General features: G+C 36.6%; 20 protein-coding genes. 11 read left to right on the forward strand and 9 right to left on the reverse strand.

Annotation, left to right across the window (positions count from 1 at the left end; genetic code table 11):
- The first annotated feature begins 152 nt into the window (after positions 1-152).
- Positions 153-1,175: a zinc-binding dehydrogenase gene (locus LCM23_RS07220; RefSeq protein WP_224936326.1), complete on the forward strand. Its 1,023-nt coding sequence runs from the start codon at positions 153-155 to the stop codon at positions 1,173-1,175.
- Between the two features lie 181 nt (positions 1,176-1,356).
- Here LCM23_RS07220 and LCM23_RS07225 read toward each other — a convergent pair whose 3' ends face one another.
- Genes LCM23_RS07225 through LCM23_RS07235 form a run of 3 tightly spaced genes read right to left on the reverse strand, consistent with a single transcriptional unit; the run spans position 1,357 to position 4,040 of the window.
- Complete coding sequence (locus LCM23_RS07225; RefSeq protein WP_224936327.1) at positions 1,357-2,169, reverse strand: ABC transporter permease; 813 nt, start codon at positions 2,167-2,169, stop codon at positions 1,357-1,359.
- A 14-nt stretch (positions 2,170-2,183) separates the two neighbouring features.
- On the reverse strand, positions 2,184-2,984 hold the full coding sequence (locus LCM23_RS07230; protein ID WP_224936328.1) for an ABC transporter ATP-binding protein: 801 nt from the start codon (positions 2,982-2,984) through the stop codon (positions 2,184-2,186).
- An 18-nt stretch (positions 2,985-3,002) separates the two neighbouring features.
- Positions 3,003-4,040, reverse strand: coding sequence for an ABC transporter substrate-binding protein (locus LCM23_RS07235; RefSeq protein WP_224936329.1), 1,038 nt, complete (start codon positions 4,038-4,040; stop codon positions 3,003-3,005).
- Positions 4,041-4,304: 264 nt separating this feature from the next.
- On the opposite strand from LCM23_RS07235, the gene LCM23_RS07240 reads away from it, so the two are divergent.
- From LCM23_RS07240 to LCM23_RS07255, 4 genes are read left to right on the forward strand one after another with little or no spacing between them, the layout of a single operon-like run.
- Positions 4,305-5,216: a DoxX-like family protein gene (locus tag LCM23_RS07240; RefSeq protein WP_224936330.1), complete on the forward strand. Its 912-nt coding sequence runs from the start codon at positions 4,305-4,307 to the stop codon at positions 5,214-5,216.
- The gene (locus LCM23_RS07245; RefSeq protein WP_224936331.1) at positions 5,213-5,803 is read left to right on the forward strand and encodes a DUF4166 domain-containing protein; all 591 of its coding nucleotides are present in this window, start codon (positions 5,213-5,215) and stop codon (positions 5,801-5,803) included. The genes LCM23_RS07240 and LCM23_RS07245 overlap by 4 nt, the downstream gene beginning before the upstream one ends.
- Positions 5,796-7,403: a YndJ family protein gene (locus LCM23_RS07250; protein ID WP_224936332.1), complete on the forward strand. Its 1,608-nt coding sequence runs from the start codon at positions 5,796-5,798 to the stop codon at positions 7,401-7,403. The genes LCM23_RS07245 and LCM23_RS07250 overlap by 8 nt, the downstream gene beginning before the upstream one ends.
- A gap of 52 nt (positions 7,404-7,455) precedes the next feature.
- Positions 7,456-8,022, forward strand: a complete 567-nt coding sequence (locus LCM23_RS07255; RefSeq protein ID WP_224936333.1) for a GNAT family N-acetyltransferase — start codon at positions 7,456-7,458, stop codon at positions 8,020-8,022.
- 40 nt (positions 8,023-8,062) lie between these two features.
- Here the strand turns inward: LCM23_RS07255 and LCM23_RS07260 are convergent, their stop codons facing one another.
- Positions 8,063-8,239: a CsbD family protein gene (locus LCM23_RS07260; protein ID WP_224936334.1), complete on the reverse strand. Its 177-nt coding sequence runs from the start codon at positions 8,237-8,239 to the stop codon at positions 8,063-8,065.
- Between the two features lie 139 nt (positions 8,240-8,378).
- Here LCM23_RS07260 and LCM23_RS07265 point away from each other — a divergent pair, with 139 nt between their 5' ends.
- The 6 genes from LCM23_RS07265 (at position 8,379) to LCM23_RS07290 (ending at position 13,206) form a co-directional block, all read left to right on the forward strand.
- Positions 8,379-8,924, forward strand: coding sequence for a M15 family metallopeptidase (locus LCM23_RS07265; RefSeq protein WP_224936645.1), 546 nt, complete (start codon positions 8,379-8,381; stop codon positions 8,922-8,924).
- 24 nt (positions 8,925-8,948) lie between these two features.
- A complete protein-coding gene (locus tag LCM23_RS07270) occupies positions 8,949-9,746 on the forward strand; it encodes a PHP domain-containing protein (protein ID WP_224936335.1) in 798 nt (265 codons plus the stop codon).
- A 20-nt stretch (positions 9,747-9,766) separates the two neighbouring features.
- Positions 9,767-10,063, forward strand: coding sequence for a TIGR04104 family putative zinc finger protein (locus tag LCM23_RS26160; protein ID WP_224936336.1), 297 nt, complete (start codon positions 9,767-9,769; stop codon positions 10,061-10,063).
- A gap of 228 nt (positions 10,064-10,291) precedes the next feature.
- Positions 10,292-11,383, forward strand: coding sequence for a non-hydrolyzing UDP-N-acetylglucosamine 2-epimerase (gene wecB / locus LCM23_RS07280; RefSeq protein WP_224936337.1), 1,092 nt, complete (start codon positions 10,292-10,294; stop codon positions 11,381-11,383).
- On the forward strand, positions 11,376-12,362 hold the full coding sequence (locus LCM23_RS07285) for a polysaccharide biosynthesis protein (RefSeq protein ID WP_224936338.1): 987 nt from the start codon (positions 11,376-11,378) through the stop codon (positions 12,360-12,362). Before wecB ends, LCM23_RS07285 begins: the two co-directional genes overlap by 8 nt.
- 1 nt (position 12,363) lies before the next feature.
- Positions 12,364-13,206, forward strand: coding sequence for a dTDP-4-dehydrorhamnose reductase family protein (locus LCM23_RS07290; protein WP_224936339.1), 843 nt, complete (start codon positions 12,364-12,366; stop codon positions 13,204-13,206).
- 194 nt (positions 13,207-13,400) lie between these two features.
- Here LCM23_RS07290 and LCM23_RS07295 read toward each other — a convergent pair whose 3' ends face one another.
- From LCM23_RS07295 to LCM23_RS07315, 5 genes are all read right to left on the reverse strand, one after another.
- Positions 13,401-13,940, reverse strand: a complete 540-nt coding sequence (locus tag LCM23_RS07295) for a glycosyltransferase (RefSeq protein ID WP_224936646.1) — start codon at positions 13,938-13,940, stop codon at positions 13,401-13,403.
- A 183-nt stretch (positions 13,941-14,123) separates the two neighbouring features.
- A complete protein-coding gene (locus LCM23_RS07300) occupies positions 14,124-14,384 on the reverse strand; it encodes a hypothetical protein (protein ID WP_224936340.1) in 261 nt (86 codons plus the stop codon).
- Positions 14,377-14,583: a hypothetical protein gene (locus LCM23_RS07305; protein WP_224936341.1), complete on the reverse strand. Its 207-nt coding sequence runs from the start codon at positions 14,581-14,583 to the stop codon at positions 14,377-14,379. The genes LCM23_RS07300 and LCM23_RS07305 overlap by 8 nt, the downstream gene beginning before the upstream one ends.
- 22 nt (positions 14,584-14,605) lie before the next feature.
- The gene (locus LCM23_RS07310) at positions 14,606-15,523 is read right to left on the reverse strand and encodes a GDP-mannose 4,6-dehydratase (RefSeq protein ID WP_224936342.1); all 918 of its coding nucleotides are present in this window, start codon (positions 15,521-15,523) and stop codon (positions 14,606-14,608) included.
- A gap of 12 nt (positions 15,524-15,535) precedes the next feature.
- Entirely contained in the window at positions 15,536-16,726 is a 1,191-nt protein-coding gene (locus LCM23_RS07315; protein WP_224936343.1) for a glycosyltransferase family 4 protein, read from the reverse strand.
- Positions 16,727-16,766: the final 40 nt, after the last annotated feature.

Raw genomic sequence — 16,766 nt, forward strand, 5'->3', positions numbered from 1 at the left:
TTTGTCGTTTCAAGCATATAAAGTCAATCTATAGATGTTCTAATAAATCAGAATTTTTGAATTAATCGATGGGTTTGTTATACTTGTATTATGTTTAATTAAGTAAAATAATTGCTATATATACAGGAGAGGTTTGGAAAGGGGTAGAAAAAATGAAAGCGGTTGTATTAAAAGACAAAATGAAAAAAGGAGATATGATTGCTCCATTATATTATGAAGAAGTAGAGACACCACAGCCCAAAAAAGGTGAAGTGCTTGTGAGATTACATTATGCTGCTGTTAATCGTCGGGATGTATTTATCCGATATGGTGCTTATCCTGGGATTGCGGTACCTTCTGTTTTAGGTTCTGATGGGGCAGGTGTCATTGCAGCATTAGGTGAGGGGGTTTCAGGTATCGCTGTAGGTAGTGAAGTTGTCATCAATCCAGGGCTTGATTGGGGAGATAACATTGACTATCCTCAAGCTAAACATACAGTACTTGGTGTTCCCTCAAACGGGACTTATGCACAGTATGTGACAGTACCTGCTGAGAATGTGCTACAAAAACCTTCCCATTTAACATTAGAAGAAGCAGCTGCCATTCCTTTAGGCGCACTTACAGCATACCGAGCCGTTGTCACAAAAGGAGAGGTCAAACCATCTGATACCGTTATTATTCCGGGTATTGGGGGAGGCGTTGCGACTTTTGCATTACAAATTGCTGTTGCAAAAGGAGCGACGGTCTTTGTTACCTCAAGCAGTGATGAGAAAATTGCTTATGCTAAGGAACTAGGGGCTACTGATGGAGTAAACTATCGCAATGAGGATTGGGTGAAGGAATTAAAAGCACTGTCAGGTGGTGCCGATTTAAGTATTGATAGTATTGGTGGATCTACCTTTAATGATCTCATCTACTTGGCTAAACCTGGTAGTAAAATCGTCTCCTTTGGTGCGACATTAGGACCGGTAGAGCAAGTTGTGATGCCAAGAATCTTTTTTAAGCAATTACATATTCTAGGGACAACAATGGGTAGTGCTTCTGAATTTAAATCAGTGATTGATTTCTACGAGGCTCATAAGTTAAAGCCAGTAATTGATGGAGTATATGATCTACAAGATATTGAAAATGTCCATGAGAAAATGGATAAAGGAAAGGTATTTGGGAAAATGGTTTTAAAAATACCGCATGACTAAGATGGAAAAATGGTATAAAACATTATTTATCGTTGCCAGGCCAGCTATGAAATTATCATCCACTCATCAAAGATATCAAATCCCAACTGACATGCAAAAATGAAAAACATATAAAATAAATAGCAAAAGGTTGATCTTATCATTACTATAAGTTCAACCTTTTTATGCTACTTAATGGTAATTATTCAGGTTTCCATGAGCTAAATCTTTTTTCAATTAAACCGATAATGCCGGTGAGAATGACACCAGAAACAGCGATTACAACGACACCAACAAACATTTCCGCAGTTTTTAAATTTTGGCCTGCATGTGTGAGATGATAACCAATACCAGCTGTAGATGCATACATTTCTCCAACGACAATTGCGATTAATCCCTGTCCTAGCCCTAAGCGAATACCGTTTAGAAGAAAAGGAACCGTGGAGGGGAGAGCAATTGTTTTAAATATTTGGAATTCAGATGCGGTAAAACTACGAGCTGCTTTAATTAAGTTTTGATCTAGAGTGGACATGGCCTTTTGTGCACTCATGACAATAGGAAAAAATGCCATTAAAAATACGACGACGATTTTAGATGCCGCACCAATCCCAAAAGCAATGATGATTATGGGTAATAATGCAACTTTTGGCGTAACGTATAGAGCGGATACAAATGGACTAATAATACTGTTGAAAATACGATTCCACCCGGCAAATATGCCAATCGGAATCCCTATCGCCATCGCCAGTATAAACCCAAGTGAAAATTCATATGCACTAACACCTAGATGCTGCCAATACCTAGGATCTGCAAAAAGTGTCGTGGCCGCTTCAACAATTTTAATAGGTGAGCTTATAAATAGGGGGTTAATAAGCTTATAATAAGAAATCAATTCCCAAGAAATTAAAAATAGAATAACGGAAGTTACACTAATCCAGACGGTGCTTTTTTTTGTTTTTATTTTTAGCGATTTATTTTTCACTGGAATGGTGGATGTCATTTCGGTTTTACTCACTCAATGTCTCCTCCTTAGGCGAATCCTTGTTTTGCTGACTCATTTTCTATTAACTGCCAAATACGGTCAACATATTGTAGAAAATGTGGTTCTCTTTTTATCTTCAATTCTCTTGGTCTTACTAAATCAATCGAAATATCTTCTACTAAATGGCCAGGTCTTGCACCAAACACAAAAACGCGATCAGCTAAAAAAACAGCTTCGTCGATTTGATGGGTGATAAAAATACTTGTCTTTTTCGTTTCACTCCATATTCTCACAAGTTCCTGTTGCATAAATTCTCTTGTTTGTGCATCAAGAGCGGAAAATGGCTCATCTAAAAGGAGTAAGGAGGGTTCTACTGTTAAGGCTCTTGCAAGGTTTACTCGTTGTTGCATACCACCAGATAGTTCATGCGGATAATGACTTTCAAATCCTTTGAGGCCAACCATTTCGATATATGTTTTCGCTAGCTCTCTTGTATCAGGACTCAGTCTCTTTTGTAATTCTACCCCATATAAGACGTTGTCCATTACATTTCTCCATGGAAGGAGACTCGGAGATTGAAAGACCATAGAGCGATCTTTCCCAGGTCCGACTATTTTCTTATTATCTAAAAGAATGGACCCATTACTCGGTTCAATAAAACCGATCACCGTATTTAAGAAAGTTGTTTTTCCACAACCTGATGGACCGACAATACAAATAAATTCTCCTTCTTGAATGGAGAGGTTAATATTTTTTAAAGCAGTTACCTCTTGACCGGTTTTATGGTTCATATAAGTGACATCGAGGAATTGACTTTGCAGTTTAGGTAATGATTGTGTATCTTTCATCGTACCCTTCCTTTCCTATTATTTTGGGAAAGCCTCTTTTAAGTAACGATTTGTCCAAAGTTTTTCTTCAGCCGTATCATGAGTTTGGCTTACACCAGAAATTTCACTTAATTCAACTAAAGGGTCTTGTGCGTGATCCCATGCAGCTTGAGTCATTTCACCATACCCGACATAGGTTGGTTTTAATGAAGTGAGCGATTTTTCTAATATTGCTTGATCAACTCCTTCAAAATACCCTGTAATTAATCCAGCAGCTTCATCTGGATTGTCCCGAGTAAATTCAATCGCTTTTCCTAATGCTCTTACAACTTTTGTAGTAAGTTCAGGGTTGTCTTCGATATAGTCTCTTTTCGCAAAAACAATCTCCCAAGCTAGTTCCGCGTACATTTCTTCTTCACTTAGTTCGAGTGCAAGTGAACCACCATCTTCTGCTTCAACCAGTGCAGAGAATGGAGGTGACGCAATTCCACCATCAATAATACCTTCTTGCATTCCACCGACTTTTGATCCTGTTCCTTCCATTTTTACTGTTTCAAGGGTCGATTGATCTTGTCCATACTTTTCCATTAAATAACGTAAATAAACATCGCCGGAATCTCCCACTTGATTAGAGCCAATTTTTGCACCAGCTAATGCTTTTACTTTCTCCTCAACAGTGGATTCCTTTGTTATGCCTTTTTCTTTCATAAAGGTTTCAGACAGCGCTACTTCATATGTGAGAGCAGAATTTAATCCTTGGATGGCTACAAGGTCTTCTCCTGCTTCAATGGCAGATAACATGGCACGTGGTGCTGCTAGCGCAAATTGTGTATCTCCTGAAAGAATAGTCGCTGTTACTTGGGAACCACCACCACCTGAAGCAATATTTGCCTCGATCCCTTCGTCTTCAAAATATCCTTTTTCAATTGCTACATAGAGAGGAGCGAAGGAAAGAATTCGTGCTGGTTCTGCAAAAGTAAGTGCGGTCTTCCCATCCTCTGAAGTAGAAGAAGCATTCCCACAAGCTGTCAGAAAGAGCAATGTTGACAGTAATAAAGTGAATAAATTGCTTTTCATGTTAAATCCTCCTTTGTTTTATATATAATACATAGTTTTAAATATACAAAAAAGATTTGATTAATGTCAATATTATTTGAATATTTTATTTATTTTGATGAGTTCAATATACCTTTTACCGATTCTAGAGTATAAAGATAGTCAAAGGAGAATTTCGTCTTTTAATCTAATTAAAGAACGCTATGTATGAATGGATTATTCTCCAACATTTGATGATTCAACCGTTTATTATCAGTTATAATGGTAAATAAGGGAGGTGGGTTGATGAAGCCTAAACCGATTTATGTGGAGGTTGATATCAATCGTGAGCTAGATGACGTTTGGACATACACACAAGAACCTACTAAGCATGTGGAATGGGATATCAGGTTCTCAAACATTCACTATGAAGAAATATTGGATGATGATGTACAAACTTTTACATATAAGCGGAATATCCCACCATTTTTAGAAATAATAGGGTGGGGGAAAACAAGAGGTAGCGTAGATAGGGATGGAAAAAAGACTTCATCGCTTCATTTCGGTACCGATTATTCGCTTTCGCCAATAAGGGAAGGTAGAGGATACTGGAAATATGAAACTAAAGGAGAAAATAAGACATTATTTATTACCCAATATGACTATGATGTCCCATTAGGTAGGTTAGGTATGTTGCTAGATAACTATTTTTTCCGACCTTTATTAGGATGGTCAACGGCGCTTAGTTTCGATGTATTGCGAAGATGGTTAGAAAAAGGGGAAAGTCCTCAGACGCAATATCGAAATTTTATCATTCACTGGATAGTTACTTTTCTATTTGCTTTTATATGGATCTATCACGGTTTAGTTCCTAAATTGATTACACAACATCCTTTAGAGGTGCAAATGATTACGGATGTATTGCCAGTCTCATATGCGCATGCGAAAATATTGACGGTAATAGCTGGTGTAGGTGAGATTGCCTTTGGCTTAAGTTTTTTATTCATTCAGCGAAAAGATAAGCTGTTTATAATAGCCCTCTTGCTTTTATTTGCTTTAGGCATAGCGGCAATTGTCGGAATTCCATCTTTAATGACTGTCCCCTTTAATCCTTTTACGTTTAACACTAGTTTAATTATACTTGCCCTGATTGGGTGGTTAAGTTCGGCTCATCTACCGTCTGCTAAAAATTGTAGGAGAGTGAAAAAGCGCAAATGACTATGTATGAGCAAGTATTAGGTGAACATTTTGAAAAATTACATAAGAGAATGCAGCAAAGATACCGTTTCAATGAGGCAACTTTTATAGGAAAAGGGAAAATGGACATGATTGAAAATAAATGGTGGCTACGCCCTTTTTTATATTTAGCGACAAAAAGACGCTTAATGTTCCCTGAACATGGTAAAAATATTCCGTTTGAAGTGAAAAATACGTTGAATGTAGAAAAAAACGAGGTGTATTGGGAGCGGAAGTTTTTCATTGGTGGGAAAGTACGTTTTTTTGATGCAAACATGAGGTGGAATGAACAGACGAGAGAAGTGGATGATTTTTTAGGATATCCGTCCCCTTTATATTCATCACTGTGTTTTCAAGTACAACCTTGTGGTGGTCTAAAGATTGTGTCGGGTCGGCAAAAGTTGCTTATTGGTAAACACGAGGTAGAGATTCCCTCTTTCTTTCAAGTAAAAGCAGAGGTGTATGAACAATTTGATGAGAAGATTGGCCGGTTTCGAATTAAAGTAAAAGTAATGAATCGGCTTATAGGTACATTGTTCACATATGAAGGGACTTTTATTGATGAATAGACAGAAAAAAACATTACTTATCCTATACATCATTTTATTTATTATCACACTTATCGTATCAATCGATAGTGGCTATTTTTTACTTTTGACCGTAGCACAAATGATTTATGTTCCGACAATGATCTTGCTTATTGTTGAGAAAGGGGATTGGATAGACAGATACGGATGGCTATTCATTACAATTGGTGTCCTTTCGATTTTTATACTAACGGTTTTCACTTCAGGTGTGACCAATTGGTTTTTCTCTACAATTTATCTGTTCTATACGGTTTTCATATGTTTTTATGGGGTATGGCGCTTTCTAAATCGAGGTTTCACTCTTTTTGAAGAATTTTTGATTGATGTTGGCTTGATTTATTTTGCAATTGGAGGATTATGGACATTTGCTCATTATAATGGAATTGATACTGGTTTTTCTCCAATGATTACTTGGTTAACGAGTATCCATTTTCATTATGCTTCTTTTTTATTACCGGTTTTTGCTGGTTTTTTAGGACGCGTACTAAAAGGGAAGCGAAGGGGTTTTTATTACTGTAGCACAGCCGTCCTTATTGCACCGCTTCTTCTTGCAATTGGCATTGCTGTTTCTTATTGGTTAGAAGTAGTATCCGTCGTTCTTTATATATATGGAATCTATGGACTGATTTATTATGCATTAAGAGCACGAATTCATAGATTGTTTTACAAATCCTTAGCTGTGATTTCATTTGCTTCCTTAGGTGTAACCATTTTATTTTCTGTTGCCTATATCATAAGTCGATTTGGTGGAAATGAAGGGATTACTATTCCTTTTATGCTTCAATTTCATGGTATAACGAATAGTGTCTTTTTTGCTTTATGTGGTTGCTTAGCTTGGTTTTTTATCCGACCCCAAAGTCGTTTTGTTAAGCATAATATCCCATTGAGTCATGTGAGAGGTGGCATGATGGTTGGTGAAGAAGTTTTAACTAAAGTGAAAGACAATAGAAAAGTAGAGGGACTTGTTGAAGAACTACAAAGTTATTCATCCCGTTCGATTCCAAAACCATACCGAGATTTTTATGAACATACGGGCGAGTTTCGCTTGTATGCAACTGTACATTGGGCTAAATGGTTTAAACCATTTGCTTTCTGTTATTACCAAGTGAGCCGCTTCGTTAAACAAATCCATTTACCCCTCCATAGCAATAAAATAGAAATGAACGGTGAGTTGGTATCGGTCTCATCTAAAGTCGATGGGCGAACAAATCCCCGAGCGTGGGTGAGAAAAATAAACAATGACGTTTGCTTTATTGCTTTATATGCAGCACATGAACATTTAGGGAAAAAATATATGAATATAAGTCTACCCCTTCCTTTCTCTGCTATGACCGGTATTCTTTCACTGAAGATGGATAAAGAGAACTTAGTATTAACTAGTTTTCAAGAAAATGAGCAGTCGCATGAAGGGATATATTTTCAATGGAGAAATCACTTCTTCCGTTTGCCATTAAATGAAAAATTTACGATGTTTGTTTCAAAAGATGGCAAGTTAATGGCGAATCATCATATGTGGATATTCGGAATCTCTTTTCTATTTATCTCCTATGAGATTGAAAATAGGCAGGAAAAAAATACTTAGAGTAGAACTATATTAGCATGATCAAATGATAGGTTGCTAAGGAGTGCCTTAAATGGGAAAGATGTTAATAAAAGGATTTCGTATGTTAGATGGGAAGAAATTTTATATACGACATGCTGAAAGCTCGGATGCCAATGAGTTGCTACTGTTTACTAAGGATGTCATAGAGCAATCTCCTTATTTATTGATTGAGCCCAATGAATATCAGATTTCCTTCAAACAGCAACAGCAAAAAGTTCAGCAAATACTTGAAGGTCCAAGTAAGTTATTGTTAATTGCTGTTTTTGGAGAGGAGATTATTGGCAGGTTAGATTTTAGTGTAGCCAGTCGAAAGAAAATTGCGCATACAGGAACTTTCGGGATGAGTGTGAGTCACTCTTTTCGTGGAAAAGGGGTAGGAAAAGCGTTACTTTCAAGTTTACTTTTATGGGGTAGACAACATCCAAAAATAGAAAAAATAGAGTTAGAAGTGCTGGCTGAAAATAAAGCTGCTATCCACTTGTATGAGAGTGCGGGTTTTGCAGTCGAAGGTGTTAAAAGGCAGGCAGTGAAAAATCGTTATAATGAGTATGATGATCTCATCTTAATGAGTTATTTTTTCGATAATAGCAGAATGTAAAGAAGAAAAAAGGTGATGAAGGGAATCATCACCTTTTTTCTTACTTTTGTTTGTTAAAAGCTTCCTTCACATCGCCGAACTTTTCTTTAACTGTTCCTTTCACTTGATCCATCTTACCTTCAGATTTTTTTGATGTATTATTTGTACTATCACCATATTCTTCTTTCATTTTTCCTTTTACTTTATCTTTAAGACCATCCATTTGCTCTTTATTCATTTGTACCACTCCTTTTGAAGTTTGTTACATTTATTCCCTTTATCAAAAAACTGAAACCTTTTTCTTCGATTATTCGTTTATGAAACTGATAAACTATTGAAAAGAGACAACTTTGTGTGGGGGAAAAGAAAAGGTGAAGATGGTGAAAGTTTTTAGGGCGTTTGTATTTGTGCTCATATTAATTATTATTCTATTGTTATTTATCCAATATTTATTCGGTTCATTATTTAAGTATAAAGATGTACCCTTACCAGTTGAGGTTCATCCCGAAGTAAGAGCTAAGACAGAACAGCTAATCACATCATTAGAAGACAAAGGAATCAATATATTGATTACAGATGATTATCGCAGTTTACATGACCAAGATGAGCTGTATGCAAAAGGGCGAACTGAAGAAGGAAAGATTGTCACACATGCTAAAGGTGGAGAATCGTATCATAATTATGGGTTAGCTGTTGATTTTGCACTAGTCACAAAAGGTGGAGAAGTAGTATGGGATATGACATATGATGGGAATGGAAATGGCCAAGCTGACTGGGATGAAGTAGTTGCAGAAGCGAAAAAATTAGGTTTTGAATGGGGTGGGGATTGGCAGCATTTTAAAGATTACCCGCATCTACAATATGACTTCGGTTTATCGATTAATGAATTACAAAGGGGGAAAAGACCACCAGAAGAAGAATAAATATCGTTAAGGGAGGGATTGAGTGTGGTGGATATTGCTGCTGTAACAAAAGAGGAAGGCTTTGATCTGCATTTGCATACGACTGCTTCAGATGGTGAACTAACACCTCTTGAGTTAATGCAATATGCTGTTGAAAAAAGATTAAAGACTATCAGTATTACAGATCACGATACGATTAATGGTGTGGAAGAGGCATATAGCATCTCCCACAATCTCCCTATTCAACTCATTAGAGGGATTGAGCTATCATCAACATATAAAGACAGAAGAATTGATATTTTAGGTTACGATATTCACCCAACTAATCACCTTAAAAAAAAACTTGCATTTATTTATGAAAATCGGTTAGATCGTGCCAACAAGATGGTAAAACTGTTAAACTCTTATGGCGTGCATATTAATATGAGAGATATTAGAAAACAGATGGTAGGAGAGCTAATTTGTCGTCCCCATATTGCCATGGCTATAGTTGAAAAGGGCTATGCATCGTGCAAGAATGATGCTTTTCTGCGATACCTCGGTGATGATAGCCCAACACAAGTTCCACTCGATACGATGTCTGTGGAAGAGGCGATTGCCACTATTCATGAGGCTGGTGGACATGCTGTGCTAGCTCATCCGCGTCTCATAAAAGATGATCAATTAGTGTTAGAATTACTGCGTTTAGGTCTCGATGGTATTGAAGTTTGGCATCGCAGGCATACGAGTAAAGATGTGAAAAAATACAAAAGAATGGCAAAAAAATATGAGATTCTGCAAACAGGCGGATCAGATTTTCATACATATGCCCATTATCTGGGTGAATTTGGTTATAAACGATAATAGAATTATGGAGGTTTGTCATGCCTATTTGTCAACATTGTCATCACAAATGGAGTTGGATGCAAACATTTAAAAGACTATTTACTATTAGAAGGACAATAAAGTGTATGTATTGCGGTGAAAATCAATATCAAAGTGTAAGGTCAAGAAAAGTTACTTTCTTTCTACCGCTCGTTACCTCATTTATGATCGCTTTTATTTATCTTTTTAATCCTTCGCAAACCATTGTATATCTATTCAGTGGCTTCATATTTATCCTTATTTGTCTTGTCATGCCTTTTTTTATCCGTTTCATTAAGGATGATGATGTAATGTAGTGAACTAATGAAGAACTAAATTTTTGCTTGCTATGATGATATGGTAAATACCATTTCATCATAGCTTTTTTTCATTATGTATACTCCACTGGCTTCTCCCCCTTAGGTATATGTTTCAATTTTATCTTTCAAAGACTTGCCTATAGCAAAGTCGAGATACAAGCATAAATTAATATTAGATAAAAAAAGTGCTATGGTCTAGTAATAGAAAGGAAAGGGAGTGAAGGGATGAAGATCATGACAATTTTGGGGACAAGGCCAGAAATTATTCGCTTAAGTTTAATCATAAAAAAACTCGATCAATTAATTGATGAACATCTTATTGTACACACTGGTCAGAATTTTACAAACGAATTAAGCGATATCTTTTTTAAAGAACTAGGCTTAAGACAACCTGATTATATATTAGCATCAAAACAACAATCACTAGGAAAACAATTAGCAAAAATGTATAGCGAGCTAGAAGGCATATTACAAGATGAGGCACCAGATAAAATTCTCGTATTAGGAGACACCAATAGTGGACTCAGTGCTATTTTAGCTGAGCGCATGGGTATTCCAGTATACCATATGGAAGCGGGGAATCGTTGTTATGATTTAGAAGTGCCTGAAGAGAAAAACCGCCGTGTAATTGATGCGATTTCAACAGTTAATCTTCCTTATACACCAGGAAGTAAAGAAAATTTATTAAGAGAGGGGATAGCCCCACAAAGTATTTATACTTCAGGCAATCCGATTAATGAAGTCATCCAACACTATTCGCCACAAATTAATCAAAGTAATATCTTAACCTCATTATCACTACAAAAAGGAAATTATTTGTTACTTACTGCACATAGAGCTGAAAATGTCGACCATCAAGAAAGGCTGCTTGAGATCTTAAATGGTGTTAATCAAGTAGCTGATCATTTTAATAAACGTGTCATTTGCAGTATTCATCCCCGCACAAAATCCAAAATCGATCACCTTACCGATTTCGTTCTACATCCATTAGTCGAATTCCATCAGCCATTTGGTTTTTTTGATTTTGTACAACTTGAGAAAAATGCTTTCTGTGTATTAACGGATAGTGGAACAGTCCAAGAGGAGTGCTGTTTATTCTATATTCCAACTGTTACGATCCGCCATACAACAGAAAGACCTGAAACATTAGCCTGTGGAAGTAATATGATTTCTGGTATTGATGCAAAAAGAATACTTTTCTGTGCAAAAATAATGACGAGTCAGCCGACAAGTTGGAAATTGCCTGAAGGCTACGAAGCAGAGGATGTTTCAGATAAAGTAATCAAACTACTATTAGGGGGACTGACAGTTGTTTAAAGATAAAATCATCTTAGTAACCGGCGGTACAGGGTCTTGGGGCTATGAACTCGTCGAACAATTACTTTTCTTTCAACCGAAAGAGATAAGAATACTATCTAGAAATGAGTCAAATCAATTTTCAATGAAGGAAGCATTCGATCATCATCCTTCATTACACTTTTTAATTGGAGATATAAAAGAAAAGGATGCCATGATTGAAGCAACACAAGGAGTACATTATGTTTTTCACCTTGCGGCACTTAAGCATGTTCCTGTATGTGAAGACCAGCCGATTGAGGCATTAAAATCCAATGTGATTGGAACACAAAATGTCATAGATGCAGCGATTATTAATAAAGTGGAAAGAGTTGTATATATATCCACAGATAAAGCTTCTAACCCGTCGAACTTCTACGGTTTATCTAAAGCGATGGGGGAGAAATTGATTATCCATGCCAATACTTTAAACTCGGCCACAAAGTTTGTTTGTATAAGAGGAGGAAACGTACTTGGTACAAATGGAAGTGTCATTCATGTGTTTAAGAGACAAATACAAGAAAAGGGAAAGGTAGGCATCACCGATCCAAGAATGACAAGATTTTTCTTAACAGTAGAGGAAGCGATCAAATTGGTATTTAAAGCAACTTTTGAAAGTATCGGTGGCGAAACATTTGTAATGAAAATGCCAGCATGTAAAATTACTGACCTCGCTGACTTATTAATTGAAGCATCAGGAAAACCGAATATTGGAACAGAAATTCTTGGAGTAAGACCAGGAGAAAAAATCCATGAACTTTTACTATCAGATTATGAAAGTACAATGACCGTCACTTATGATGATGAATACTATGTTATCCTACCCTCTATCCATATCGATGGTTTGAAGGCTTATTATAAAGATTATCAACCAATTAATCTAGAAGAATATAATTCTGGTCAATCGTTAATGGATAAAGAGGAGCTGAGAAAGATGTTGAAGAAGGGCGGGTTTATTTAAAATGAAATTATTAATTTTGGGAGGGAAGGGCATGGCAGGTCACATGCTTGCCTCCTATTTTCATGCTTATTCCACCTTTGACGTCTACACAACTTCAAGAGAACATTCAGAAAGTGATCATCAACTATATTTAGATGTGACCCGTACAACTGATGTCGAAGAGGTTATAGATAAGGTACAACCGGATATCGTTATAAATTGTGTTGGTATCTTAAACGAGCATGCAAGTGCTAATACAAAGCTTGCCTTTCAAGTGAATAGTCTGCTGCCACAAGCGTTGGCAAGTATTATGGAAAAAAGGGGCGGTCGTCTCATCCATATTAGTACTGACTGTGTGTTTTTAGGCGATAAGGGTGGCTATACTGAAGAAGACATAACAGATGGTACATCTATTTATGCGCAATCGAAGCAATTAGGTGAAGTATCTTCACCTCCCCATTTAACTGTAAGAACATCAATTATAGGTCCGGAGTTAAAGAAGGATGGTATCGGCTTATTCTTATGGTTTATGGAACAAACAGGTACCATAAAAGGTTTCAGTAATGTGTATTGGAATGGCGTAACGACTTTCGAATTAGCGAAAGCGATTCATCAAATGATCAAGGAGGATATACAGGGACTGTATCATCTGGGTATGCATCAAGCTGTTTCTAAATATGAGCTCTTATCTTTAATAAAAGAAGTATTTCACAAAGAAGATGTATCGATCATCTCTGATGATGTAGTAAAGTTAGATCGAACAGTGCAAACGGTAAGGAAAGATTTTTCTTATCCACTACCATCATATAAAGAAATGCTCATTGAGCTTAAAGAAGAGATGGAAAGAATGAAGGAAAGAGAATAATTGTCATCAGCTATAAGGAAAAACTGCACCTCTAATGGTTAGACACATGACCTAACAATTGGAGGTGCAGTTCATCCTTAAATTATGCGGAGGGTTCGTTTGTATGTTTGCCATCTTATTATTTAAAACTTATTCGATTATTCGCATTTAGATTTTTAGCGAATCAAACCGGATTGATCGTTTTTTTGATTCAATTATTCATGCAGTTTTTTCTGTATCGCCTGATGATAGAGGCATAGTACTTGTTTAATGGCATTTGCTAACGACCAGTGATGAGTAGCAAACTCCAATGCGCTTATACCAATACTTTTTCTGACCTTTTCTTCATGTAGTAAGAATGCGATTTTTTCAGCTAGTTTTTTTGAATCTCCTATCGGTGTTAGAAATCCTGTTACGCCATCTTCAATCATTTCAGGTATGCCTCCTACATCACTGGCGATAATAGCTAATCCTGATAGTTGTGCTTCGATAATTGATAAGGGCTGGTTTTCTGAGAGTGTTGGTAAAATGAATAGATCAGTTTGTTGTAATAGAGAGGGGACATCATTTCTTTCTCCTAAAAAGAGAATTTGATTTCTTAAGTGATAATCATTCGTTCGTTTTTGTAGATGCTGTTTTTCTTCGCCATCACCAATGATCCAACAACCCCAGTTATTATTTTGTTCTTTCACATATGACAATGCTGTGATCAAATACTGTACACCTTTTGCTTTAATGAGTCTACCTGTATATATTCATAGTTGTTGTCTTTTTTTTCTTTTTCTAATATGGTTTGCAGGTTTTGCAGCTCGTAATAAGAAATCATCAATATCAAACCCATATTGAAGGATAGTTAGTTGATGACTCTCGATGTGAATATCATTACATAAAATACGTTTCATCCATTCATTAGCTACAATAGTGGTATAACCTGCCCTTTAACCGGTGTATTCTAAATTCTTAAAATACGATAAATTCTCCAATTTTGATGAAGGGTCTTGGAAAAACTGTTCTTTTATTTCTTTTGTCAGGGATCCATGTATAGTTGTAATGAGAGCAGGGTGTTTGAGTTTTAAATGATCAATTGCACGGGCTGCAATAACGTCTTGTTCATGTATGATATGCTTCCAAATCCATTTGAGCAGCTGCCTTCTCATATTCCTTGCTTTGATAAGCGGTATATTTAATAATTTATTCATCAGGCGGAAGTTCTGTATGAGGCGGTGTAATCGGAATATTAATATCTTTATTAATAATAATGACATGACGGTTTTGTGTATTAAACCCCATTAAATCTACCTCATGACCTTCTGCCTCGAGCCCTTTTCTTAACTGATTCATATAATTCCACACTCCCCCTAAGTGAGGAATCGCCCAATACGTAGCTAGAATCTTCATAAAAAAGCTTCTTTACATTAAGTTAGCTTTTGTTTTTCATAAATTGATAGGTTTGTAGTAAGCCCTCGTCGATAGAATGGTGTGGTACCCAATTGAGTTTCTGTTTGATTTTTTCTCGGGAAAGGCAGCTATCTTTTATATCTCCTTGGCGACTTGTAACATATTGTTTCTTTATCGGCTTAGAATGAATATGCGAAAGTTTTTCAATGATTTGATTAACTGAAGTTTTTAAACCTGTGCTCACGTGATAGGTATCATTTGTGATTTGTTTACTAGCAGACACATTTGCAAGAACGATATCGTCGACAAATATAAAATCTCGTGTTTGTTCACCATTCCCGTGGATATTAAGTGATTCCCCGGATAAAATCTTTTGAAGGAAAACAGCAATAACACCACCTTCTCCTTTGGGTGTTTGTCTAGGACCATACACATTGCCATAGCGTAATATCGTATAGGGTAATTGATATAAATGGTGGTAAAGGCGGATATAATTTTCTGCTGCATATTTTGACATACCGTAGTAGGAGATTGGTTGAGTGGGATCTGTTTCGTGAATAATATCCTCCGATGATTCTCCGTATACAGCGGAGGTAGATGAGAATATAAATTGCTTTACTTTTGCTTGTACACTAGCTTCTAGTAGATTGATTGTACCTACGATATTAATATCTGCATCTGTAGTTGGATATTTGATTGATTTTGTTACATCTGCTTGAGCAGCAAGATGGAAAACAAGCTCAGGTTTTATGGTAGAAAAATGCTGCTTTATTTTGTCACTTCTTATATCACAATCAAGAACGATTGACTCAGGGTGGAGATATTTTTGTGTACTAGATGAAAAGTTATCAATCACATATACTTTTGCCCCTTCTTTTATAAAATAGTCCACTAAATGTGAACCAATAAATCCTGCTCCTCCACTAATAACAATATTCATGATTGTTCCTCCCTAAATTTGCTTTGTCTTCAAGGCTTTTTGGTAAACGGCAATAACACGATCAATGGCTGGGCCTAAACGCCAGTAATCATCTGCGAAATGTTTGGCACGCATCCCGAGATTATTTAAGAATGCTGGCTCTTGTAAGAGATAAGCAATCGTTTCATAAAGGGGGTAGGCGTTTTTTGGAGGTACTAGCATGCCTGTCATACCATGTTGAATCATCTCGGGGACACCACCGACTTGACTAGCGATAATGGCTTTCCCAGAAAGTTGTGCTTCAATAACAGATAAAGGTTGGTTCTCAATTAACGTTGGTAAAATAAGCATATCTGACTGTTGCAATAAGGCAGGGATATCATCTCGTTGCCCTAGAAAGACAATATCTTTCTCTAGTCGCGCTTCTTTAACAAGTTTTTTCAATTCGTTTTCTTCAGGGCCGCTCCCTACAAGCCAACATACCCAATCATGTCTTGTTTTCTTAAGCATTGAAAGTGCTTCAATGAGAAACCTAACCCCTTTGAACGGTGTGAACCTACCTGTGAAAATGATCACTTTTTTATTGCGTGGTTTTTTCATATTGGTCGTTTCCTTCGCGCTAGCAGTAAAAGCTTCAATATCATAGCCGTAGTGTAAAATGTTTAATTGCTGACTCGATACATCGAATTGGGAGATCAATTTTTCATACATCCATCGGTTTGCCACAATAGTACAGTCGCTAGCTTCAGCTCCTTGTTTTTCGAGTTGACAGAAATATTGAACACCTTCTATGGAGCGATTTTCTATTTGCCCATGATAATGGGCATCAATAATTTCTTGAGCTACACATCCATGCATGGTAGTAACTGTTGCCGTTTGAGGGTGTTTTAATCGATTGACCGCTATAGAAGAGAAAATATCCTGGGCATGTATGACATTATATTCGCTAAGGTCAATTTGTTTGAAACAATTTATATATATGTCTAATAAGGAAGAATAAGAGCCAATAATGGGATCATTACTCTCAGCCATAGGTGGTTGTCCAGCGGGCGTAGGGATAAAAATATTACGATTAATGACCGCAAGTGCTTTATGGCCTTGAGTAAAACCAATGATATCTACTGTATGACCAAGTAGTTCATACCTATTCTTTAGTTGGTTCATATATTTCCATACGCCCCCAACATGCGGAATTTGCCAAAAGGTTGCAAATAAAATCCTCATATGTTCCTCTCCTTTTTGATTGTCCACATACTATGTATAT

This window comes from Cytobacillus kochii (assembly GCF_020171845.1).
GTDB classification, from domain to species: domain Bacteria; phylum Bacillota; class Bacilli; order Bacillales; family Cytobacillaceae; genus Cytobacillus; species Cytobacillus kochii.

Excerpts from the sequence above, each read along its gene's own strand:
- LCM23_RS07220 (WP_224936326.1), top strand. The coding sequence starts at position 153 with ATGAAAGCGGTTGTATTAAAAGACAAAATGAAAAAAGGAGATATGATT.
- LCM23_RS07230 (WP_224936328.1), bottom strand. The coding sequence starts at position 2,984 with ATGAAAGATACACAATCATTACCTAAACTGCAAAGTCAATTCCTCGAT.
- LCM23_RS07310 (WP_224936342.1), bottom strand. The coding sequence starts at position 15,523 with ATGAATATTGTTATTAGTGGAGGAGCAGGATTTATTGGTTCACATTTA.
- LCM23_RS07235 (WP_224936329.1), bottom strand. The coding sequence starts at position 4,040 with ATGAAAAGCAATTTATTCACTTTATTACTGTCAACATTGCTCTTTCTG.
- LCM23_RS07240 (WP_224936330.1), top strand. The coding sequence starts at position 4,305 with ATGAAGCCTAAACCGATTTATGTGGAGGTTGATATCAATCGTGAGCTA.
- LCM23_RS07305 (WP_224936341.1), bottom strand. The coding sequence starts at position 14,583 with ATGAAGATTCTAGCTACGTATTGGGCGATTCCTCACTTAGGGGGAGTG.
- LCM23_RS26160 (WP_224936336.1), top strand. The coding sequence starts at position 9,767 with ATGCCTATTTGTCAACATTGTCATCACAAATGGAGTTGGATGCAAACA.
- wecB (WP_224936337.1), top strand. The coding sequence starts at position 10,292 with ATGAAGATCATGACAATTTTGGGGACAAGGCCAGAAATTATTCGCTTA.
- LCM23_RS07250 (WP_224936332.1), top strand. The coding sequence starts at position 5,796 with ATGAATAGACAGAAAAAAACATTACTTATCCTATACATCATTTTATTT.
- LCM23_RS07300 (WP_224936340.1), bottom strand. The coding sequence starts at position 14,384 with ATGAATAAATTATTAAATATACCGCTTATCAAAGCAAGGAATATGAGA.
- LCM23_RS07265 (WP_224936645.1), top strand. The coding sequence starts at position 8,379 with ATGGTGAAAGTTTTTAGGGCGTTTGTATTTGTGCTCATATTAATTATT.
- LCM23_RS07260 (WP_224936334.1), bottom strand. The coding sequence starts at position 8,239 with ATGAATAAAGAGCAAATGGATGGTCTTAAAGATAAAGTAAAAGGAAAA.
- LCM23_RS07245 (WP_224936331.1), top strand. The coding sequence starts at position 5,213 with ATGACTATGTATGAGCAAGTATTAGGTGAACATTTTGAAAAATTACAT.
- LCM23_RS07315 (WP_224936343.1), bottom strand. The coding sequence starts at position 16,726 with ATGAGGATTTTATTTGCAACCTTTTGGCAAATTCCGCATGTTGGGGGC.
- LCM23_RS07290 (WP_224936339.1), top strand. The coding sequence starts at position 12,364 with ATGAAATTATTAATTTTGGGAGGGAAGGGCATGGCAGGTCACATGCTT.
- LCM23_RS07255 (WP_224936333.1), top strand. The coding sequence starts at position 7,456 with ATGGGAAAGATGTTAATAAAAGGATTTCGTATGTTAGATGGGAAGAAA.